Annotated in this window: 18 protein-coding genes; 10 read left to right on the top strand and 8 right to left on the bottom strand. The window is 49.1% G+C overall.

The genetic code is table 11. The annotated features are described in order from the left end of the window. The first annotated feature begins 161 nt into the window (after nucleotides 1-161). The 6 genes from ACKU35_RS02630 to ACKU35_RS02605 are packed head-to-tail and all read left to right on the top strand — an operon-like array spanning nucleotide 162 to nucleotide 5,195. Nucleotides 162-1,373, top strand: coding sequence for a hypothetical protein (locus tag ACKU35_RS02630; RefSeq protein ID WP_319762865.1), 1,212 nt, complete (start codon nucleotides 162-164; stop codon nucleotides 1,371-1,373). Nucleotides 1,374-1,386: 13 nt separating this feature from the next. After that, nucleotides 1,387-1,551, top strand: a complete 165-nt coding sequence (locus ACKU35_RS02625; RefSeq protein WP_319762863.1) for a hypothetical protein — start codon at nucleotides 1,387-1,389, stop codon at nucleotides 1,549-1,551. Nucleotides 1,552-1,576: 25 nt separating this feature from the next. After that, nucleotides 1,577-2,014 carry a flagellar export protein FliJ gene (fliJ, locus tag ACKU35_RS02620; RefSeq protein ID WP_319762862.1) on the top strand — a complete coding sequence of 146 codons (438 nt, stop codon included), beginning with the start codon at nucleotides 1,577-1,579 and terminating at the stop codon, nucleotides 2,012-2,014. Further along, nucleotides 1,938-2,624, top strand: a complete 687-nt coding sequence (locus ACKU35_RS02615; RefSeq protein WP_319762860.1) for a hypothetical protein — start codon at nucleotides 1,938-1,940, stop codon at nucleotides 2,622-2,624. Before fliJ ends, ACKU35_RS02615 begins: the two co-directional genes overlap by 77 nt. Before the next feature lie 32 nt (nucleotides 2,625-2,656). After that, nucleotides 2,657-3,469 (top strand): tRNA pseudouridine(38-40) synthase TruA, encoded by an 813-nt coding sequence (gene truA / locus ACKU35_RS02610; protein ID WP_319762858.1) that lies wholly within the window; start codon nucleotides 2,657-2,659, stop codon nucleotides 3,467-3,469. Further along, nucleotides 3,393-5,195 (top strand): hypothetical protein, encoded by a 1,803-nt coding sequence (locus ACKU35_RS02605; protein ID WP_319762856.1) that lies wholly within the window; start codon nucleotides 3,393-3,395, stop codon nucleotides 5,193-5,195. Before truA ends, ACKU35_RS02605 begins: the two co-directional genes overlap by 77 nt. A gap of 30 nt (nucleotides 5,196-5,225) precedes the next feature. Here ACKU35_RS02605 and ACKU35_RS02600 read toward each other — a convergent pair whose 3' ends face one another. Both ACKU35_RS02600 and ACKU35_RS02595 read right to left on the bottom strand, forming a co-directional pair. Further along, entirely contained in the window at nucleotides 5,226-7,187 is a 1,962-nt protein-coding gene (locus ACKU35_RS02600) for a FapA family protein (RefSeq protein WP_319762854.1), read from the bottom strand. Between the two features lie 109 nt (nucleotides 7,188-7,296). Beyond that, entirely contained in the window at nucleotides 7,297-8,559 is a 1,263-nt protein-coding gene (locus ACKU35_RS02595) for a BPL-N domain-containing protein (RefSeq protein ID WP_319762852.1), read from the bottom strand. A gap of 228 nt (nucleotides 8,560-8,787) precedes the next feature. Here ACKU35_RS02595 and ACKU35_RS02590 point away from each other — a divergent pair, with 228 nt between their 5' ends. The 3 genes from ACKU35_RS02590 (at nucleotide 8,788) to purN (ending at nucleotide 14,096) form a co-directional block, all read left to right on the top strand. Next, entirely contained in the window at nucleotides 8,788-11,442 is a 2,655-nt protein-coding gene (locus ACKU35_RS02590) for a valine--tRNA ligase (RefSeq protein WP_319762850.1), read from the top strand. A 277-nt stretch (nucleotides 11,443-11,719) separates the two neighbouring features. Then, the gene (gene cobA / locus ACKU35_RS02585) at nucleotides 11,720-13,234 is read left to right on the top strand and encodes a uroporphyrinogen-III C-methyltransferase (protein WP_319762848.1); all 1,515 of its coding nucleotides are present in this window, start codon (nucleotides 11,720-11,722) and stop codon (nucleotides 13,232-13,234) included. A gap of 187 nt (nucleotides 13,235-13,421) precedes the next feature. After that, a complete protein-coding gene (gene purN, locus ACKU35_RS02580; RefSeq protein ID WP_319762846.1) occupies nucleotides 13,422-14,096 on the top strand; it encodes a phosphoribosylglycinamide formyltransferase in 675 nt (224 codons plus the stop codon). A gap of 92 nt (nucleotides 14,097-14,188) precedes the next feature. Here the strand turns inward: purN and ACKU35_RS02575 are convergent, their stop codons facing one another. The 4 genes from ACKU35_RS02575 to ACKU35_RS02560 all read right to left on the bottom strand — a co-directional run bounded on the left by ACKU35_RS02575 (nucleotide 14,189) and on the right by ACKU35_RS02560 (nucleotide 18,183). Next, complete coding sequence (locus ACKU35_RS02575; protein ID WP_319762844.1) at nucleotides 14,189-15,097, bottom strand: phosphotransferase; 909 nt, start codon at nucleotides 15,095-15,097, stop codon at nucleotides 14,189-14,191. A gap of 132 nt (nucleotides 15,098-15,229) precedes the next feature. Then, nucleotides 15,230-15,784, bottom strand: coding sequence for an AmmeMemoRadiSam system protein A (gene amrA / locus ACKU35_RS02570; RefSeq protein WP_319762843.1), 555 nt, complete (start codon nucleotides 15,782-15,784; stop codon nucleotides 15,230-15,232). 15 nt (nucleotides 15,785-15,799) lie between these two features. Continuing rightward, a complete protein-coding gene (locus tag ACKU35_RS02565; protein ID WP_319762841.1) occupies nucleotides 15,800-16,045 on the bottom strand; it encodes a cysteine-rich small domain-containing protein in 246 nt (81 codons plus the stop codon). 2 nt (nucleotides 16,046-16,047) lie between these two features. Continuing rightward, complete coding sequence (locus tag ACKU35_RS02560) at nucleotides 16,048-18,183, bottom strand: SpoIIE family protein phosphatase (RefSeq protein ID WP_319762839.1); 2,136 nt, start codon at nucleotides 18,181-18,183, stop codon at nucleotides 16,048-16,050. A gap of 264 nt (nucleotides 18,184-18,447) precedes the next feature. Here ACKU35_RS02560 and ACKU35_RS02555 point away from each other — a divergent pair, with 264 nt between their 5' ends. Next, nucleotides 18,448-18,708, top strand: a complete 261-nt coding sequence (locus ACKU35_RS02555) for a hypothetical protein (RefSeq protein WP_319762837.1) — start codon at nucleotides 18,448-18,450, stop codon at nucleotides 18,706-18,708. Between the two features lie 58 nt (nucleotides 18,709-18,766). On the opposite strand, the gene ACKU35_RS02550 is transcribed toward ACKU35_RS02555, so the two are convergent. Together ACKU35_RS02550 and ACKU35_RS02545 are read right to left on the bottom strand one after the other, a co-directional pair. Next, on the bottom strand, nucleotides 18,767-19,162 hold the full coding sequence (locus tag ACKU35_RS02550) for a secondary thiamine-phosphate synthase enzyme YjbQ (RefSeq protein ID WP_319765339.1): 396 nt from the start codon (nucleotides 19,160-19,162) through the stop codon (nucleotides 18,767-18,769). After that, complete coding sequence (locus tag ACKU35_RS02545; protein ID WP_319762835.1) at nucleotides 19,162-20,817, bottom strand: sensor domain-containing diguanylate cyclase; 1,656 nt, start codon at nucleotides 20,815-20,817, stop codon at nucleotides 19,162-19,164. Before ACKU35_RS02545 ends, ACKU35_RS02550 begins: the two co-directional genes overlap by 1 nt. Nucleotide 20,818 lies beyond the last annotated feature (1 nt).

Below are 20,818 nucleotides of genomic sequence, written 5' to 3'. Positions count from 1 at the left end.
TTGCAATAGCCATGTAAAGGGCTGATGCAGGCCTATTCCTGCATGGATGAAGGTTTCCGTAGATATGCAAGACTTGCCAAGATGGGGATTAGTGCATAAATATGGAGTAGGAAACATTAACAAAAACCCGTACCAATAATGCGGGAAGGTGAATACAATATATGAATTTTTCTTTGGGGTCGAAGTCTTTTCGGGTATTATTCCGCGCTGTTGCCGTTACGTTGATTATGATTATTTCTGTCCTTGCCATGGACGGCGGTGCCGAGTGCGCTACTTTTTCTGAAAAGAAAAATGAAAAAAAAGCAACGCTTCCTAAAGAAGTTGACAATGGTCTAGATTATCTTTTTGCCTTCCTCGACGGTAATGAGTCCAATCTTGATGGGTCCAAGATTCAAGCTTTAATTAAATACGTTGATGATTCTCCGGCAACGGATGAAATTATCAAACTTCCCAAGCGCGATTCAGCCAACGGGGCAGCAATGCGTATGCAGGTTAAAGCCGGGTTGAAACGGATTCTTGAGTACACATACAATCCGGAAATTCCTAACTACGCTATTTATCCGTCAGTAATCCGGGTCAGTGGCTGGCATCAGGACAGTCAGTTCTACGCTGAAAAAGTACAGCCATGGAAATACCTTGATGATTGTGCGGCTCCGAGGGTCTGGCGTGGTAAGGAATTTGAAGTCAACACTCCCGATTCATTCGGCGGCGGATATTATCGCTATGACCTGAACCGTCTGTTGGTTCTGCTTAAATATAAGGGCCGCGATGTCTTTCTTTCCGTTTCCAAGCAGATCGATAAATCCAGCGTTGGTATGAAGGGGCTGGTAGTGGATGATAACCAGTGGAATTATTTCTACAGCGGCATCCCCGGTCTGACTTCAGGCGGTATGGGCTGGATGGATACTTATATGTACGATTCCATGTCTTTGAATCTGTACATTCAGGATAAGAATAATCCCGGCCAGACTGTCAGCTATCTGTTTAAATGGCTGCGCGCAGGGTGGGCCGGATTGAACGTGGTTCGCCCCAAGCACATCTTTGAAGGCAGCCAACGTTTCGGTCGTGCTTTTACCGGTTTGATGGAATCTGATAATCTTCCGTCCCCTGAAAAATTCGCCGAAAAGGTGCGCGAAATCGAAGCGATGTCCGACAAGGACATCAACAGTTATATCTCCGAATATTCAAAGCAGGTCGAACATATTGCTGAAGAACATCCGGTGCTGTCAGATAAATTCCCCGAGGTTTATGAAAACGGTAAGTATGCCGATAAGTTTACCCGTGAAGAGCGCATCGGTGTTCTGGTCAAGGAATATGTCAAGCAGGCCATGGGCAAGCAGTGTCTGATCTATGAAAAAGTAGTCTCCAACTAGCAGCGAGGTAGCCATGCTCAATTCTGAAAATGAAGCTAAATTCAAATATTGCCCTTACCTGATGACAAGTGATGACAAAATGAAATTCTGTCAGGGCACGATGTGTATGATGTGGCGTTTCGCTGACGGAGATAAGGGGTATTGCGGGCTGGCAGGAAAGCCCGAAGAAAAGAAATAGTCTGTTACGGTGATCAATTCATAGTATGCCCAAACCTTATGTTTTCAAACTAGAAAAGGTTCTGGAGTTCAGGGAACAGGCAGAAGAGCAGGCCCGGCTTGCCCTTGCGGAAGCCCTGCGTTTGCATCAGGAGCAGAAGAAAAAGCTCCTTACTGTTGAAGAATTGATTTCCGCCCACCAAAAAAAAAGATACGAGAATCTTTCAGCCAATGATATGTGGCTCTGGCAGCAGTATGATCTAGCCCTTAAAGAGGATTTGCATACTATCCAGAATCGTTTAAAGCAGTTGGCCCTTAATTTGCAGAAATGTAGGGCAGAAGCTGTAAGAAAGTCAAAAGATCGTAAACTGCTCGAAAAGCTAAAAGAGAATCAGGCGAAGAAATATTATGAAGAAGAAAACCTCAAGGAACAAAAAGAGTTCGACGAAATGGCAACAATTCGTTTCAAACCTGAAAATTTCTAAGATCCTTGTTTGTTTAATTTTTCTAGCTATTTTCAAGCTCTCTCTAATCGGCTCTATCGGGTTTGATCTTAGCGGCCATTCCAAGAATGTGCAGCAGGTTGTGGAGGCTGTGGTGGAAAGCAACGTAGTTCATGATGTTGTTACTCCCCCGCAGGCAATCGCCGCAGAGCCGAAAGTCAAAGACAAAGCTTCCAAAACTAAAACCGAATCCGCCAGACCCTCCGGTATGCCCGAGGCAGACTGGAAAGCTTTGAAGGCCAAGGAAGATGAACTGGCCCGCAAGGAACGCTCCCTGCGTACTCTTGAGCAGAATCTGGATAAAAAACTTGCGGAGCTTAACTCCCTTGAAAAACGTCTAAAGAAGATGATCGCTGAAGCTGATGTGCTTAAGGATAAAAAGATTAAGCATCTGGTCGGCGTTTATACTGCCATGAAAGCCAAGCAGGCTGCACAGGTTATAGAATCCCTAGATACCGACCTTGCTGTCAAAATTTTGTCCGGCATGCGTGGACGGAGTGCCGGTGCCATTCTTGGATATGTCGCACCCAAAAAAGCCGCCAAGCTCTCCGAAGAACTGACCAAGCTGCAGACTCCCTTGGAAGGTAAGTAAATTACGCTCCGGCAGGGGCGTCGAAATCCGAAATGCAGAGAATTAAACTTATTATCGCTTATGACGGTACGGACTTTTGCGGCTGGCAGCTGCAGCCGAATCTACGCACCGTTCAGGGTGAACTTGAAAAATCCATCGCCCGCGTAACCGGCAGCCCGGTCCGCGTTCACGGGTCAGGGCGCACCGATAGCGGTGTGCATGCGCTGGGGCAGATTGCCCACTTTGACGTGGAAGATCGATTCGCATCGGTACTTTGGCAAAGGGCTCTTAATTCCCTGCTGCCTGATGATGTGACCGTATTACAGGCGATACCTGTTTCTTCCGATTTTCATTCCCGCTACAATGCTGTCCACAAGACTTATACCTACACCCTGTGGCTGGAAAATAACTTTTTCCTGCCGTGGCGCAGACACTATGTCTGGAAATGCGGCCCCCTTGATTTTGAAGCAATTGATAAGGGCATGCAGTATTTTCTGGGTGAGCACGATTTTTCCTCATTTCAAAATACCGGTACTTTGATCAAATCCACCGTCCGTACAATTCACGATTTTAAACGCTACCCCGGTCAGAACGCGCAGGAGATGGTTCTGGAAATCTGCGGCTCCGGTTTTCTGAAACAAATGGTCCGCAACATAACCGGCTGTCTGGTCACTATCGGGAGGGGTAAAGCCAAACCCGAAAGTGTCCGATCATTATTACAGATGAAGGACAGAACTGCGGCACCGGCCACAGCTCCAGCTCAGGGCTTGTGTATGGCCGGTGTTTACTATGGAGATGAGGGTTGTGGCGGAACTGACACTGGACGGAACCAATCTCAGGATAGCGGAGTCGGAGAACAAATCTGATTCCCTGCTAAGAGTCTTCCCGGATTCATACTGGGATGAAAGGTTCAGCCGTGCCTTACTGAAAAATAAATATGAATTGACCGCACCTTCGGTGGCTATGGAGGTGCAGTCGAAGGTCAAATCACTAAGCGAAACTCTCGCTTCTTTCCGCTGGCCGGATCAGGGCTTTACCCTGAGCAGTTCCCGCCTTGTAGTCAATGATCCCCTGCTGGATAAAAATGTTTCTGCGTCCCTGACTGATAAGGACGATGTGCAGCGCTACTACCGCTATTATTCACGAGGTTTTAGCGGTGAGGCTGAAACTGCTCTTGATGCCGGTACGTATAAATTTGATATGACGTTGGGCGCTTCCTCAAAAAAACTTGAAGTCGATGTTGTCGAGGGGATGACTAATGACGAAGTGCTCGAAGCGGTTCGTGATGCGGTAAATGAAAGCTCTCTCCCGGTACAGGCGCGCATATTCAAGCAGAGCGCGGTAGGTTCAAATCCGGACGATCTGTTGGGCATAGGTTCTGCGCTGGCTTTTTCCGTGAACACCGCTTACGTCGTTACTGAAGAGAACCGCGGAGACAGTACCTTACCTCTTGATATCGCCAACAAACTTTCTTTTCGTGACAGCAGCGGTCATCTGATTTCCAATCTGGATCTTTACGCCACCAACAAGCCTATCGGCCCGGCGGAAGAGGGGCTTTATAATCTTTCCGAAGCGTCATCCGGCGGCCCATCTCAATTCTTGAGCAAATCTTTCGATGCCAACGCCATAACAACCCTGACTACCGGCGATCATTCCATTGATTATACAATCGGCTCCGAATCCGGGAGCATCGATTTTTATGTAGAAGCGGGTGATGATTGGAATACGGTGCTGAATCGTATTGCCGATAGAGCCGCTTCTGTTTCGGATAAGATTACTGCCGAGGTCGTTGATGGCCGTCTGGTTTCACCGGTTTATACCGGAGATGATTATTATCTCATCGACGGTAAGGCGCTAAGTCTCACTGCTGTCAGTCCCAAGATAGGTGAGCGGTTGGTTCTGGACCCCGGTTCAGGACTTGATGCGCTTGGACTGAATGTGACCGCTCATCCCGGCGCGGATGCGCAGATGACAGTTGACGGGTATAAGGAAGTGCGTGCGCCCGGTGAATTTGCCTTGGATCGGGGTCGGGTAAAGGTCGAACTGGATGGAAATTTCGGCGACAGCCTGCCCTTGAGAGTGATGGACGCCGTGACTGAGATGGAAAAGAATGTAGGGCTGGTAACTGATGGTTACAACGATCTGCGCAAATCCATACTGCCTTCCGAAGATCTTTTTCGTGAGGGATTCGCCGATATGTGGCGCGATCCGGTAACGGACAATAAAGTTGATCTGGAATGGATGGGTCTCAAGGAAGTGAAGGAAGATAAGCTTCTCTGGTTTGATTCCGAGGCGTTTTACGATGCACTACTTGCCGATCCTGATAAGGTCCGGGATTTGTTGGAAGATGAAGACTCTGGACTCTTTGCTAACTGGAACGATGTGAATGATCGGGTTATTGAAAATACGGTCCGGTCCTACCTGATTCCGGAAACCTCGCTTCCAGGGCCGTGGCTGCCTGAACCTGCTCCCCGAACTGAGCTTGAGCTGGAAGTAAAAAAGGAATTGGTCGATACTTTTGAGGATAGTTTTGATTTCGACTTTGATGATCCCGCTGATGATACCGGGCGTTTGATCTCTACAAAGGGGTAGTTGTCGCCGGATTTGCGGTTAAGATCGAATTTAAAATTTTGTTGCGATAATGGTCCGCGCATCGGCATCAAACCGGAATTTCATTCGCGGGACGGGCTTGCTGATCTGTACCGTTTTTCCCCCGATCTTGATTTCCACGCCGGGATGTACTTTGCGGTGAACCCGTATGGAAAGCTTCTCAAGTGACTTGTAGTAGTCGTTAAGTTCTTTGGAAAGCTGCTTGCGTATCTCTTTAAGCTTCAGCTTAATGCGACCGCGGAGCATGAGAATCTGTTGCATCTGTTCCTGCTTGGCCGGGGGAGTGGATTTGAGGATGGTTTCATTATCACCCTGACCAACAACGGAGTTTATTTTCATAAGCCGTTCCCGCAATTGTTCCCTTTCCTTCACCAGTTTCGTGTTTACCTTTTGCTTGGCGTTGATGGCGACAACTGTTTTTACACCTATTTCTGATCCGATTTCATTGGTTTCAATGCCGACCTCTGAAGTGACGACTCCTCCTTGGATAGTACCCCTGCCGCCGAGTGCGCTGATCGGTCCCTTGCAGCGAATAAGGCAGTTGCTGATCTCATGGGCGATAATAACTTCATCGTTGCATTCAATACGGGCGTTGGACGCGAATTGGGCTGTAATTGTTCCACCCGCCTTGGCTACGCCCTTGCCGGACATGACCAGCCCTCCCTTGACTTCAATATCTCCCCCGGAGGTGATGTGGGCTCCTTCAACGGAGTCTTTGACTACAATATGGTCCGGGACTTCCACGGTAAATCCTTCCCTGATGGAGCCGTTTACATGGACCGAGCCCTTCTCCAGCTTGATATTCCCGGTGGAATAATCGACATCACCCTTGGTTTCCAGAACATCTTTGACCGCAATGATATTATCCTGAAGCTGGACGATGCCTGTCTCCGTGGCTTTGTAGGTAATCCCGTCCGGCATGGGGGCAACGTGAGACCCGGTTTTTATTTCTAGGGGATTGCCGCCGGGAGGGGGAGTCAGTCTTCCATAAACATCCTCCCCGGCCTTACCCTCAACCGGAGGATGGATTTTGCCGATTATATCTCCGGGACCGACCATGGGATGAACCCCGCGTTCCTTAAAATCTACGCGGTCATCATCTCCGGTAGTGCCTACGGAGGAGCGGATAACGTCTTTGCGGTTAAATTCAAAATATCCGTCTCTGCCGGGAAGCGGTTCAGTTCCTCGTACTATGACCGCCTCTTGAGCCTGACCTGTTTCGCGGGCTTTTTTTAAGGCTGCCTGTCCGGCCATATGCTGCAAAGGACGGGAAATATCCATTTGATTTAAAGCGGGTTCAAGCGCGCTAAGATCATAGCGCCTGCCGAAACAGTCATGCGGATAGAGCATGGTGGAAACATTCATAAAGTCGGCAGAAACCTTAATAAGCGGCTCAACCTTAATCTGCTGCTCTTCTATTTTTACAAGGCCATAGGTGTTGGCGATCAGCTTTTTGTTACCCGGGTCAAGGATGCAGTTGCATTCTTCTGCTCCGGCGAGGGTTATCGGCTTCGGAGTATGTGTTTCTGTGGCGGGAATTTCCTCTCCTTGCAGGTTTCTGCCCGGACTGGAGGGGAGTGCTTCGTGCAGGGTTCCGAATTCCATGCCCGGAAGTACCGGGAAGCTGAAATCCGCGTCAGTTATGATCTGGCCATCTTCCGCGTTCTGGGGGTAAAGGGCCCGCACAAGGGCCACATTGATAATACTTTTTCCTTCTCCCGCCCTCTTCAAAGCAAACATAGCCCCGTCGTGATCCAGTTCTCCTTCTATGCCGGAGCGTTTCAGTTCGGATTGCATCAGTTCAATGGATAGGGGCGCTCCGTCTCCTTCCGCAGGGGTGTAGGCGGAAATATAAGCGGCCATTTTATCAGGGGTAAGCTGGAATTCCAGCATGGCATTACGGCTCTCGACAATTTTATTGTCGCTTTTGTTGCGTAGGTCAGCTTGTCGTACGGGAGACTCTCGGTCTGTCATGTATCACATTACCTATGTGTTAAGCTCATACCGTTATGCCGAAATTGGAGAAGTATATGTACTTAATCCATATATTAGATTTATTTTTTATTCAAATGCAACTATTGCTTTACAGCTCAGTCGCATTCTGCTCTTTCCTGCACATCTCCCAAACAAGGTCTTCGAGCATATAAAGCAATTTTGCGTAGATCCCGCCAGCTCCGGGAGGAGGGCCGAAAAGCCCGTTGCGCTGTTCGCGTAATGCCTTGGGGAAGAAAGTCTCCGGTTCAAGTGAACGCATGGTCATGGCAAAGCGTTCAGCGAGTAAGTATCCTGTAACACCTTCTTCAAAGAGGTTCATGTACTTCATGAAATCGGCTTTGCATGAGTTCCACTTTTCTATGGCAGCATCATTGGGGGTGTGTGAAGTTACCTTGCAGATAAGGGCATAGAGGCTGTTCAGCGCCGCCCCGGGAATTCCTCTTCTCCAGCCCAGCAGCCATGGGTTGCGCCAGAAGAGCAGAAAATGACCTTGTCCGGTTGCGATGATTTTTTCCAGAGAATTGCGCACGGAAACAAGATCCGGATCTTTCCATATTAAAGGAGTGTCGGTAAGTTCCCATGCCGGTAAAGTGGGGCGTTCTTGCGTTTTCTGTCCCAGCATGCGGTCAAGAATGTGCGAAAGCCAGATGTTGGCCTGTGCTGATGCCGGTGTTTCCAGATGAGGATAGCTGAGAATAAATCTCCCTTTGCCCTTATTCCCGGTAACAACCGCCGGGCGGTCATGCAGGAATTCCGGCAGCAGCGATATTCCGTACATGTTGTGCCAGTCGTTAAGAGTCCCCTCAGGCAGTGAACTTATGCACAGATCTGCGACCCAGAAGTCGTTACCCGGTTCGCGGTAGCGTCCAAGGGCTGCGGTTGAATCACATTTGTTCGGTGAAAACTGTCCCGGCCACCAGACCGGAATCAAGGCGTTTTCTCCCAGAGCGTCCGGAACCAGCGGGCTGCTCTGGTCCAGCTGTACATTGATGTGTCCACTTAAAAAATGGTGCAGCCTGTTTTCAAAGCCTTTGCGCTGCCAGCAGCTTAGGCCCAGCCCACCGGTCTTTGAAAGACCCAGACCTGCTCCGCCACAGAATCCGAGATAGTTTCCGCCTTCGCTTACATACTTCTGAATTTCAAGGATTCCCGGACCGCCGAGTTTCATTGCTTTTCCTTTGGCCCAGCCTCCAGGTACGATAAGTGCCGCCGGAGGCTTGCCTGAAAGCAGCCCTTGCGCTATTTGATGCCCACGCACCAGTTCGTGGTCGACATTCCATGATTCAAGGGCTCTTTTTATAAGCAGTCCCCATATGTGGGCGTCGTCCCATAATATATAGATACTTGACATGTTCGTGTCTCTTTATAAATGTGTGTAGCGCAAGTTAACGAGGCGAGTGCTTTGTTCCCGGACCTGATCCGTAAATACACGTAAAAACAGGGCAGGAAAAGCACATCTTTTTTTATAAATTTTATTATAAAACCAACTTAATACATTTTACGCAGCGGAAAGTTGAATTACAGCGATCCGGTACGTGTTTCTGTGTTTAAGAATTTATATTTGAACAGGAGTCATTAAATGGCCGAATCAAACCTCCCCAAAGGCTATGAACCTTGGGATGTAGAAAAAAAGTGGCTTGATCACTGGGAAGAAAATAAAACTTTCACCCCCGACCCCGAAGCTGACGGCGATCCCTACTCCATTGTGATTCCACCGCCTAATGTCACTGGTGTACTGCACATGGGCCATGCTCTGAATCTCACCCTACAGGACATCCTGTGCCGTTACCAGCGCCAGCAGGGCAAGAATGTTCTTTGGGTTCCGGGCACTGACCATGCGGGAATCGCTACCCAGAATGTTGTTGAGCGCCAGCTTAAGGCTGAAGGCAAAACCCGTGACGATCTGGGTCGCGAGAAATTTATCGAGCGTGTCTGGGAATGGAAAAAAGAAAAGGGTGATCATATCCTCAAGCAGATTCGCCGCATGGGCGCATCTGTTGACTGGGACCGCGAATGCTTCACCTTCGATGAACAGCGCGCCAAGGCCGTGCGTAAGGTTTTTGTACAACTTTACGAAGAGGGCCTTATCTACAAGGGCAATTACATCATCAACTGGTGTAATCGCTGCCACACCGCTCTTGCTGACGATGAAGTGGAACATTCCCCCAAACCGGGACATTTCTACAACATTAAATATAAACTTTCCGACGGTTCCGGCGAGCTGATTATCGCCACCACCCGTCCCGAAACCATGCTTGGCGATACCGCCATCTGCGTCAACCCCGAAGATGACCGCTTCAACCACCTTATCGGCAAGACAGCTATCCTGCCGCTTATCGGTCGCGAGCTGCCCATCATCGGAGACTCTTACGTAGATATGGAATTCGGTACCGGCGCCCTGAAAGTGACCCCGGCCCACGACATGAATGACTGGGAACTCGGCCGCAAGCACAATCTTGAAGTGCTGGCTGTTTTTGACGAAGACGGCAACATCAACGAAAATGCTCCTGAAAAATACCGGGGCATGTTCAAGGATGATGCGCGTGATGTTATCGTCGAGGACCTCAAGGCTGAAGGCTATCTCATTTCCATTGACGATCACGAACATTCCGTAGGTGAATGTTACCGCTGTAAATCCGTCATCGAACCTCATGTTTCCGAACAGTGGTTCGTAGCCATGAAGCCGCTGGCTGAAAAGGCCCGCGCCGCTGTTCCTGCCGAAACACAGATTTTCCCTTCCAATTGGGAAAAGGTCTACTACGAATGGCTGGATAACATCCGCGACTGGTGTATCTCCCGTCAGATCTGGTGGGGACACCGTATCCCGGCATGGACCTGTGAAGAGTGCGGCGAACTCATCGTTGCAATGGATGATCCTACTGAATGCACCAAGTGCGGATCTTCCAAGCTTACACAGGAAGAAGACGTACTTGATACATGGTTCTCTTCCGCTCTCTGGCCTTTCTCCACGCTTGGATGGCCTGATGAAACACCGGAACTGGCCAAGTACTATCCCACTTCCGTGCTGATTACCGGATTCGATATCCTCTTCTTCTGGGTTGCACGCATGATGATGATGGGGATTCATTTTCAGGATCAGATTCCTTTTCACCATGTTTATATTCACGCCCTTGTGCGCGATGAGCACGGGAAAAAGATGTCCAAGTCCACCGGTAACGTAATTGACCCGCTGGAAATGTCCGACAAGTACGGTACTGACGCTCTGCGTTTTACCCTGACTTCTTTTGCCGCGATGGGACGTGATATCAAACTTTCCGAGCAGCGCATTGAAGGTTACCGCCATTTTGTGAACAAAATCTGGAACTCCGCACGGTTCGCTCTTATGAACCTTGACGGCAAAAAGCCGGAAGCTTCACTCGAAGATGCAACCGGTCTCGCAAACGCATGGATTCTGCATCGCCTCGAAGAAGTGAAAGATACCATGAGCGAAGCAGTGGAAGCCTACCGCTTCAATGAAGTGGCCCAGACCATGTATAAGTTCATCTGGAACGAATTCTGTGACTGGTATCTCGAAATGATCAAACCGGACCTCTACAGTGATGACGCTTCCCGTAAAGATGCGACTCTGAAAGTGCTCTGGACTGTTCTTTCAGAAACCATGGTCCTGCTGCATCCGGTGATGCCTTTTGTCACTCAGGAAATCTGGTCCGTACTTCCCGGTATCGAGAACGGTGATATCGCCACTGAAGCCTACCCTGAAAAACGTGACAACTGCCGCAACGCAGCCGCAGTTGAACAGATGGAACTGTTTCAGGGAATCGTTTCCGCTGTGCGTAATATCCGTACCGAGCTGCTCATCGCTCCTTCCAAGAAGCTGGAGCTCATCGTACGCACAGCCAATGAAGAAACAACTGCTCTGATCAATGACAACGCCGAGCTGATCAAGGCTCTCGCCCGTCTGGATTCTGTCAGCGCAGGTTCTGATGTGGAAGGACCCAGCGCATCCGGTACCGCTGTTGTGCAGGGGAATGAACTCTTCGTACCTCTGGCCGGCGCAGTTGATTTCGAGTCCGAGATCGCCCGTCTGGATAAGGAATTTGCCAAGCTGGACAAAGATCTTGTTGTGATAGAAAAGAAATTATCCAACAAGGGTTTTGTCAGCAACGCTCCCGCAGCGGTTGTAGAAAAAGAAAAAGCCAAGCTGGAAGAAATTAACGATAAGAAAGCAAAGCTGACCGAGCTTAAAGATAGACTCGTCAGTGTAATGGAATAAGAATTCAAGGGAGGCCTTCGGCGATCCTGCCGGGGGCCTTAAACCCTTTGAAAAGGGTTTGAATCCCAAACTTTTTTATTAGGGCTTCGCCGGACAGCTTTGTTATTCGATATGGATAATATGAAGGTGACCAGATAACGTAGCGACAGCCTATTAAAAGTTTTAGGAGAGTCCAGAGAAACCTTTTTCAAAAGGGTTCTTTGGCCGCCGGAGGCGAAATCAATTCGTCAAAAGCGCGAAGCGCATCAAATTGCTTTTAACTAGAGAGGGTGGATATATGGGTTTGGTTTATCTGATTGGTGCGGGTCCCGGTGATCCGGGCCTGCTGACTGTTAAGGCCAAGGAAGTTCTGGAAACTGCGGATGTCCTTATCTACGACTATCTGGCGAACATCGAATTTCTGAATTACTGCAAAGCGGATTGCGAAATCCTCTATGTAGGTAAAAAAGGCGGCGATCACACCCTGCCGCAGGATAAAATCAACGAACTGATCGTTGAAAAAGCCAACGAAGGCAAAGTTATTGCCCGCCTTAAGGGCGGCGATCCTTATGTTTTCGGCCGCGGCGGTGAAGAAGCTGAAGAGCTGGTTGAAGCCGGAATCGATTTTGAAGTCATTCCCGGTATCACCGCTGGTGTTGCCGCTCCCGCGTACGCCGGTATTCCGGTTACCCATCGCGATTTCACCACATCCGTATGCTTCATCACCGGACACGAAGATCCCACCAAGGAAAAAACCGGTCATAACTGGGCGGTTTATGCCAAATCCACCAGTACTCTCGTTTTCTATATGGGCGTGAAAAATCTGCCCATGATCGCGGAGAACCTGATCAAGAACGGACGTGATCCCGAAACCCCGGTAGCGCTTGTGCGCTGGGGAACCCGCTGTAACCAGCAGTCTTTCGTTTCTACCCTTGAAAATGTCGCCGAGGAAGCTAAAGAGCGTAAGTTCAAGGCTCCCTCCATCATCGTAGTGGGCGGCGTCTGCTCCCTGCATGATAAGCTGGCATGGTTTGAAAAACGTCCTCTGCTCGGCAAGGGGGTTGTTGTAACCCGTGCCCGTGAACAGTCCAGCGGACTTGTTTCCACACTTGGCAAACTCGGCGCATGTGTCCACGAATTCCCGACCATCAACATCGAGCCTGTCGCTGATTATGCTCCGGTGCAGAGTGAAATTAAAGCCCTCTCAAACTGGGATTGGCTGATTTTCACTTCCGTTAACGGCGTGAAACATTTTTTTAATCAGCTTGATGAAGCCGGTCTCGATGCCCGCGCGTTTGCCGGAATCGAAATTGCTGCTATTGGCCCCGCAACAGCTGACGCACTCGTAGCCAAGGGCATTAAGCCCGACTTTGTGCCTGAAAAGTACGTTGCGGAGAGTGTTGTCGCCGGGTTGCTTGAAAAGGGCGTTAAAGGCAAGAAGGTGCTTATTCCCCGCGCCAAAATAGCCCGTGAAGTGCTGCCCGAAGAACTGCGTAAGGCCGGAGCAGAAGTTAAGATCCTGCCCGTCTACGAGACCGGACTGTCCGAGAATGATCCCGGTCCCATTGCCGAGGCCCTTGAATCCGGCAAGATCGATTACCTGACTTTCACCAGCTCCAGCACAGTTGAGAACTTCTTCAATCTGATTGAGCCGGAAGTTTTCCACAAATACAAAGACAGTGTGAAAATAGCCTGTATCGGGCCTATCACCGCTAAGACCCTCGAAGGGTTCGGTTATGAGCCGGACATTCAGCCCGAGGATTACACCATTCCCGCACTGGTTGATGTTCTGGTGCAGGAAGTTTCTGAATAGTTATTTAAAAGGAGGATCTACGTGGTCCTCCTTTTTTATTTGCCTCTCCTTCCCCATCCCCTCTTCCCAAAAGACGTTTTAGTTATGCTTCGCTGGGGAATAACGGCAATATGAATTAAAATTTGTACGATTAATTATTTAAATCGGCGAAGCCCCGATAAAAGTTTCTTTGGACCCCGGAGGGAAAATGAGTCTTCCTATTGCTGTATTAATTTCTGGTGGTGGATCTAATCTGCAATCCATTATTGAAAAAATGGAAGATAACATCCTTGACGTGGACATCAGGATGGTTCTTTCAAATAAAGCTGATGCTTATGGTCTGAAGCGGGCTGAAGCCTACGGCATTCCAACATCTGTTCTGAACCATAAGGATTTCGGCTCCCGTGAGGAATTTGACGCGGAGATGGTGCGGGTTCTGAAAGAAGCCGGAGTAGAAGCTGTTGTTATGGCCGGGTTCATGCGTATCATTACCCCGGTATTTTTGAACGCTTTCCCCGGTAAAATCATTAATATTCATCCCGCGATCCTGCCTAGCTTTCCCGGCGTTGACGGGCAGAGTGAGGCCGCAGAATACGGAGTGCAACTGGCCGGCTGCACAGTCCATTTTGTTAATGAAAAAATGGACAACGGCGCAGTGATTATTCAGGCTGCCGTTCCCGCTTATCCCGGCGAAAAAGAGGACGATCTACGCGAACGCATTCTCAAGCAGGAGCACCGCATTCTGCCTCAGGCTATCCAGTGGCTGGCCAAGGAAAGACTGACCATTGAGAACCGTTTTGTGAAGCTTGCAGAGGCTGATGTGGCTGCTGCCGAGCGCGATGTTTTCAGTCTGGTTAATCCTCCGCTGGAGAAAGGCTTTTAACTTTTATCCGCGTCTGCCTTGAGATAATTTTCAAATAGCGCATGGAAAGGTTGATTTCCATGCGCTGTCTTATTTTCTCCTGACTTAATTCTTTATCCCATAACCGCCAGCAGCAGCTCCATAAAATCAAGCTCCATTTGCAGCATTTCATGATCCTTTTTACGCAGCCATTCGGAAAGCCATGCAAAGCGCAAGGAGGGGATGTAAGCGGGCAGTGATTCGTAACTGTCATCGCTTATGTCAGTGTTGTCATACAGACCATCCATAAAAGCCGGAATAAGTCCTTCACCGAGGGCTCCTGGGTTTTCGAAAGCCACACAGCCGATCATGTTGGCTACGTCATATATTTCAGGGCGCATACCGGAGAATTCCCAGTCAATAACAGCACCTATTTTCTGACCTTTCCAAAGCACGTTCAGGGGATGAAAATCTCCGTGACAGAAAGCTTTGGGAAGTTTCGGGAACTGCTCCATTTTCGGGAAAAGTCTGGCGCAGATGGGTTCCAGCCGTTTGAATATCTCCGGTTCCCGTTCTTTGACGGTTGCAAGCAGATCACGTGTATACTCGATCAGCGCGAAAGAGCGGTCATGCCCCTGCATGGTTTTGCCTTTGGTGTGCTCCCGTAGTTGAGCAATAAATCCGGCAAGCTCTGTCCCTCGTTGGGCATCGTAAACGTAGTCCGGTCTCGGCAGTTCATCCGATTCGTAAAATGGTGAAAGCTGCCATGGAAATCCCATAACTTCAGCGATGACCTGACCGTCCTTTGTCTCCTGATAGGGCAGCAGCCAATCCATTCCTGATTTTTGCAGAGTCAGCAGGTTTTCTGCAATTGCGCTACGGGTTTCCACCTGTTTTCCGGCAATGCGTTCCATAAGCCAGAGGCGGTTTTCTGTATCTTCAATTACCGAGCGCGAGACGGCTCGTTCCGGACTACCGGGAATATTTTTGTCGGTATGGCGTTCCTGGGTGGTTAGACCCCAGGGGGAAAGAGCATCAATCATGGCACATCCTCATATTCAAAGCAGGGAAGCCGATTAAAAGTTTTGGAAGAGTCCAGAGAATTTATTAAAAAAGTTTCTTTGGTTTCTGAAAGAGCGCAGGAAGCTGATTTTATTGTCAAAAGGTGAAGCGTATCAGAATACTTCTGCCTCAAACCAGAAAATATTGGTTTCCGGGTCCTTCCATGCAGTCGGTTCCATGCCGGCTTTCTGGCATGTCTGGGCGAGGAATTGTTCGCGATCCCATTTCCAGTCCACAGCAACTTGCGGCAGCAACAGGCCGGATTGCATTCCGCGCTGCATTATGAGCCCATGCCTCCCAATAATGATCTGCTCCACATCTTTACAGATATCGAGAGGGCTGAGGATGGATATTTCGATTTCAATCTCATCAAATTCTGAAGGGTTCAGCGGAGGAAAACGAGGGTCTTCAAAAGCTGCGGAGCGGGCCATCTTCCAGATGGTTTTATAGAGCGGGCCGTTTCCCTGCACGTTTCCGATACATCCACGTAACTGCCCGTTTTTGGTCAAAGTAACAAAGGCCCCGTATTCTTCACGAAGGTGGTCGGTAACAGGTTCGGGGGTGGACTCCTCCTGCCTGTTCAGCCGACAAAGAATGCTTTGGCGGACTAGACTTTTGAGATAGTCTTTTTCTTCTTGAGTAAGGGCGAAGCTGAAATTATCTGACATGTTAAAACTCCGGTGTTATGGCTTATTGGCTTCTTTTATCTTTTTGATAATGTAATCGTAACCTTCGGGGCGGTGCGGAATCTTGCATACGGTGCAGTCCTTAATGCCTTTCTCGTTTATTCTATAGCGACCGCCGCAATCCTTTATGAGATAGAGGGGACAGAAACAGAACAGGCAATTGAAAGATGCCTCGTCACTTGTCTCATGACAGGGAAAGTATCGGCAACTGATGTTTCTGAAAAAGCGGTGACTATTCTCCATGGCTATTCCCGGTTGAATTCGTTTACCTTGATGATAATCAGTGTGATGTCGTCTTCCTGATCCATTCCGTCCTGAAATTTGTAGACCTGAGCGATTATTTCCTGCTGTATCTCAGCGGCACTCCTGTGAGCATTGGAAAATATTATCTGGTCTAGACGTTCTCGTCCAAACATTTCATCTCCGGAATTGCGGGCTTCCCAGATTCCGTCAGTGCCGATGAAGATGATTTCCCCTTCGTTAAGGTCTACTTCAAACTCTTCATATTCGCTTTCATCAAATATACCCAGCGCCAGCATGGGCGATCCCATAAGATCACGTTTTTCTCCGCTGGCGGGGTTGTAGATTGTAGCCGGGTCGTGACCGGCACGAACATAGGTGGCTTTGGAGTTGTCCGGGGAAATTTCAAGACAGAACAGGGTCATAAATCGACCGGTCTCGCCGATATCCGAGCAGAGTAATTTGTTTACCTCGCCGATACGGACTGACAGCGGTTCCTTGTGTAGTGATGTATGCTTCAAGTGCGCGCGTCCGGTAGTCATGAGCAGGGCTGCGGAAAAACCGTGCCCGGTCACATCGCCAAGTAGGACTCCGGTGCCTTTGCTGATCGGCGGGGTATAGTAGCCGAAGTAATCGCCACCGGTTTCATCGCAGGAAATGCTGATTCCCGAGATATCCAGTCCCGTGATCTGAGGAGATCCCTCAGGGAGCAGGCTGGTGTGGACTTCCTGCGCCAGTTCTAGAGATTTGCTGATGCGCATGTGGTCCTGCAGTTTGGGGATCATATGATTAAAGGCATTGGCGAGTTTTTCGCGCTCATCCCCGGTTTGAACCTCTACATGTACGGAAAGGTCTCCTTCTGAAATTTTTTCGGCGGCATCGGTCATGGCCTGCAGCGGTTTCAGGATTTTGCGACTGCCGAAAAAGGCAACCAGCGCGACTGTGAGTAGGGTGAATAAAGAAGCCGCCCCTACGGTTACGTAAAGGTTTTTACTTAGGATCAGGGCCTGCATGGCCGCGTTGTCCGGAACTTTGGTAATGACCTTTTCCGGGGTGATCAGCACATAGCTTCCTTCATTGCGAAAAGGTGCAAAGGCCCATACAGAATCCACGCCGTTGTATGGCATGCGGATGACTCCTGATTTACCTCTACTGATGGAGGAGAGCATTTTATCCATGGATTTTTTGTCTGAGGATTTCAGGTAGCGAACTTCATTAGGCAGCTCGCTCATCCAAGAAAAATTAGCTTCCTTGTGCCCTGCCTCGGCCCAGACACGCAGTCCCACTCCCTCTTTTGTCCTTACCGGGCCGACAACGAAAGACTGGATGGCGCTGGACCATTGTGATGAAAGATCATCTTTGCGGAGCAACTCTATTAGTTGGATATCGATGGAGACCACGCCTATGATTTTTTTCTTACGGTCACGGATCGGCTTGGACAGGGTGTAAACCTGCTGTCCTGTGCTGGCGTCAATGAATTTGTCCCATATGATAGACCCTTTCTCCTTCGCTTTAGTGAACCATGACCGTTTGCGGGTATCATAGCCGGCCGGGTATTTGCCATGACCGGGATAGGCCATGTGCAGACCGGAATTAAGGGTGATGTATATGCGGTGCAGCGCGGTTCCTGCCTGATTGAAATAAGACTTCAAATCAGGCTTGAGCATATACAGCCGGGCCAGATCAGGTGACTGTTTTAATTGCTTCTGTCCTTCTGGGTAGAAGAAGACAGGTTCTTCCATACTAACCGGGGATGGGGTTTTGCTGCCCGGTTCACTGAGCGTGAAATATTGCGGAGAAGGTCCGAAGTCATCAGGCTGTCTGCCCTTTGTATCAAAATCTTCAGCAAAGTAGACCTTGGGTTCTCCTTTCGGCGGATCATTGAGTACATCTTCGGCTTCCGCTCCGATGGCTTTGAGGGCGAATTCGAGTGAGACAGCCTGCTGCTGGACCAATTTGGCTGAATCCTTGGCGGACTGGCGCATTTCTTCCGTCAGGATTTTTATCATGTCCGCCCGCAGATTGCTGGACTGGACATGGCCCAGATCCTGAATGCCTTGCCGGCTGATTATTGATACCACCAGTAAGGGAATCAGGCTGAATGACAGTAGCAGGATGAAAAGTTTTAGGCGCATGCTCATAGTCTTTTGCTTTCACTTATCAGTTTTTTTGAGGTTTTGAAAAAAAATATAAAAAAGGTCGCTTATGAAATCTGAAGATGCTAGAATATAAGAGACTTCAGCAATAATTACCGTTTGTTTTGTGTTGTTTTATTGTATCTGCTTTATTGCCGGACGGCAACGAAGGATTGAGAATTGCATCAGAACTTGTCAGGGAGTGGATGTGCCGGAAAGCCGACATCCACAAATTGTGAATAAAGTTCGAGAAGACTTCGGAGGTGCTTAATGAACACCGCATTGCTGGAAGAACTGCTTAGGAAGAAGGCACAGCGTCTGCAACAGCAGGGATTGGATGTCTCTGAAGCTCTGGACCGTGCCGGGGATGAAATTCTCAACTGTATAGCCACAAGCGGAGGGCACGGCTCCCGTTTCTGCCTGCGTATGGTCTTAAGCGGTGCCAAGAAGAGGATCAGCCCGGAAATATGTGCCTGTTCTGTTTCGGAGGGAGACAAAAGAAGGCCGCTGATTGCGTGTGTCGGGCTGTGATAAGACTGATGCGGTCTTCCTGATCAGTGCCTGAGTGTGCCTAAAAGAAGGCTGAGGCCTAGGACGGCATAAACTGCGCCCAGAGTTTCCGGTTGCGCGGACCGTCAAATTCACAGAAAAATATCCGTTGCCATGTGCCTAGCATGACTTCGGAGTTTTCCACAATGAGCATCTGATCAGGACCGAACATACTTGTTTTTATGTGTGCATCGGAGTTGCCTTCCAGATGTTTGTAATCTCCGTGATGGGGGACCAGTTTGCGCATGTTGACGGTAATGTCACGTACAACATCCGGGTCTGCGCCTTCATTGACCGTTATCGCTCCGGTTGTGTGCGGGCAGTAGAGCAGCAGGGCGCCGGATTGCCAGTCGTTTTCTTTGATCATCCGGCGAACAGAGTCAGTTATATCGACCATTTCTTCCCGGCTTCCGGTATTAATCTGTATTGTATTCATCATTCTCTTCCTTCCGAGGTCTCGTGTTGTTCCTCGGCCAGCATTACTCTGTTTCGGCCGGCATTCTTTGCGGCGTATAAAGCTTCGTCAGCCCGGGCCAGCGTGTCTTCATAAATATCCACCCCGAACCTGATATCAGTATTGTAATGGGCCACTCCGATGGAAATGGTGCAGGTCAGAGGGTGCTCATCAGTATTGAAGGTCCTGTCTTCTATGCCCTTGCGAAGCCTTTCGGCCAGAATGCGTCCTGATTCAATATCCGATCCCGGAGCTACTACCACAAATTCTTCTCCGCCATATCGGGCGACGATGTCCGAAGTACGTATTATTTCTTGAAATGTCTTACTCATCTGTCGCAGCACAATATCGCCCACATTGTGACCGTACGTGTCATTTATATTTTTGAAACGGTCAATATCGAGGATCATGATGGAGCAGGGCTGACCGGCACGGATAGCTATGTTTAGCAGTCTGGAGCCTTCTTTCATCAGGTACCGTCGGTTGGGCAACTGGGTGAGCTGGTCCGTGATAGCTGATCTCTGGAGTTCCTGCACGGTGCTCTCCACTTTGTTCTGCATGGCGCAGAATCCTTGTATAAGACGTTCGACCTCTTCCGGTGGGGAATCTATACCCGCATCGGCGCAGTCACAGCTAAATATTCCTTTGGTCATTTGCCGGGCTATTACATCCAGATTTTTAAGGGGAATAGATATGGATCGGACCAGCCGTAAGGAGAACGGAATCAGGATCAGCAGGGCGAGAGCTGCTCCGGCGCATGCGGTCAGCATGAAAGAGTATATGGGGGCCATTACTTCAGAGTAATCAATTTCTGAAATCACCAGCCATCTTCCGTCATTGACCCACTGGCTGGCCCCGATTACTTTTTTCCCCCGGTAATCGCGGTAGGCTCCTTGGGGTTGTTTTCCGTTCAGCGCCGCTTCAAGGATTTTTGTGCTGGTTTTAATTTCTATGATAGCGCTATTTTCAACTCTACCGGATTGTTTTAGCTCATCCAAAAAGCGTGATTCGGTGAGCATGTATCCTTCCCGGTTAACTATATATGTTTCACCGGTGGAGCCGAAACGTAGGTTTCTAACCATTTCATCAATGGCGGTCAGCCGTGAAGCCAGTATAATCACTCCGTCAAAGGAGTTGTCTTTGAGAGTTACCGGATAGGAGAAGAGAACCACCGGTTTACCGGAAGAACGGCCAATGATTACTTTGGTCACGTGGGGATTTCCGGCTTGGCCTTGAATAAAATATTCACGGTCAGACACATCAATCTTCGACGTGGATGCATTTCTGCTGTTGATGATGATGCCGTTTGCATCAACCCAGGCGGCAGCGCTGATATCAGTGTGGGTCTCATCAAAAATTTTAAGCATCTGCCATATTCTTTCCGGATTACCGCTGCGGACGCTATCGCTCTCTGCAAGAAATTTTACATCGAACTGCCGTTCTTTAAACCATTCCGCAATGACGGTCTGATGCGATTTTACCTGATCTTTTAAATCCTGCTGCGCGGACTGCAATATAGCTGACTTGGTGAAAACAATAAGCATAACAGTAAGAAAGATCAGGGAAATACCGATTATGAAGACGGAATACCACCTGATCATACCGCTGATTGTTTTAGGGAAGAATTGTAAACGCATT

The sequence above is a fragment of the Maridesulfovibrio sp. genome (genome assembly GCF_963676065.1).
Taxonomy (GTDB): domain Bacteria; phylum Desulfobacterota; class Desulfovibrionia; order Desulfovibrionales; family Desulfovibrionaceae; genus Maridesulfovibrio.
Note: the sequence above shows the minus strand (reverse complement) of the source record. Positions and strands in the feature narration are given on the sequence as shown.

Bases quoted from the DNA above. Each gene is read 5' to 3' on its own strand.
- ACKU35_RS02545 (WP_319762835.1), bottom strand. From the start codon at position 20,817: ATGCGTTTACAATTCTTCCCTAAAACAATCAGCGGTATGATCAGGTGG.
- ACKU35_RS02560 (WP_319762839.1), bottom strand. From the start codon at position 18,183: ATGAGCATGCGCCTAAAACTTTTCATCCTGCTACTGTCATTCAGCCTG.
- amrA (WP_319762843.1), bottom strand. From the start codon at position 15,784: ATGTCAGATAATTTCAGCTTCGCCCTTACTCAAGAAGAAAAAGACTAT.
- ACKU35_RS02600 (WP_319762854.1), bottom strand. From the start codon at position 7,187: ATGACAGACCGAGAGTCTCCCGTACGACAAGCTGACCTACGCAACAAA.
- fliJ (WP_319762862.1), top strand. From the start codon at position 1,577: ATGCCCAAACCTTATGTTTTCAAACTAGAAAAGGTTCTGGAGTTCAGG.
- ACKU35_RS02615 (WP_319762860.1), top strand. From the start codon at position 1,938: ATGAAGAAGAAAACCTCAAGGAACAAAAAGAGTTCGACGAAATGGCAA.
- ACKU35_RS02555 (WP_319762837.1), top strand. From the start codon at position 18,448: ATGAACACCGCATTGCTGGAAGAACTGCTTAGGAAGAAGGCACAGCGT.
- truA (WP_319762858.1), top strand. From the start codon at position 2,657: ATGCAGAGAATTAAACTTATTATCGCTTATGACGGTACGGACTTTTGC.
- ACKU35_RS02630 (WP_319762865.1), top strand. From the start codon at position 162: ATGAATTTTTCTTTGGGGTCGAAGTCTTTTCGGGTATTATTCCGCGCT.
- ACKU35_RS02595 (WP_319762852.1), bottom strand. From the start codon at position 8,559: ATGTCAAGTATCTATATATTATGGGACGACGCCCACATATGGGGACTG.
- ACKU35_RS02565 (WP_319762841.1), bottom strand. From the start codon at position 16,045: ATGGAGAATAGTCACCGCTTTTTCAGAAACATCAGTTGCCGATACTTT.
- purN (WP_319762846.1), top strand. From the start codon at position 13,422: ATGAGTCTTCCTATTGCTGTATTAATTTCTGGTGGTGGATCTAATCTG.
- ACKU35_RS02550 (WP_319765339.1), bottom strand. From the start codon at position 19,162: ATGAATACAATACAGATTAATACCGGAAGCCGGGAAGAAATGGTCGAT.
- ACKU35_RS02605 (WP_319762856.1), top strand. From the start codon at position 3,393: ATGGAGATGAGGGTTGTGGCGGAACTGACACTGGACGGAACCAATCTC.
- ACKU35_RS02575 (WP_319762844.1), bottom strand. From the start codon at position 15,097: ATGATTGATGCTCTTTCCCCCTGGGGTCTAACCACCCAGGAACGCCAT.
- ACKU35_RS02590 (WP_319762850.1), top strand. From the start codon at position 8,788: ATGGCCGAATCAAACCTCCCCAAAGGCTATGAACCTTGGGATGTAGAA.
- cobA (WP_319762848.1), top strand. From the start codon at position 11,720: ATGGGTTTGGTTTATCTGATTGGTGCGGGTCCCGGTGATCCGGGCCTG.
- ACKU35_RS02625 (WP_319762863.1), top strand. From the start codon at position 1,387: ATGCTCAATTCTGAAAATGAAGCTAAATTCAAATATTGCCCTTACCTG.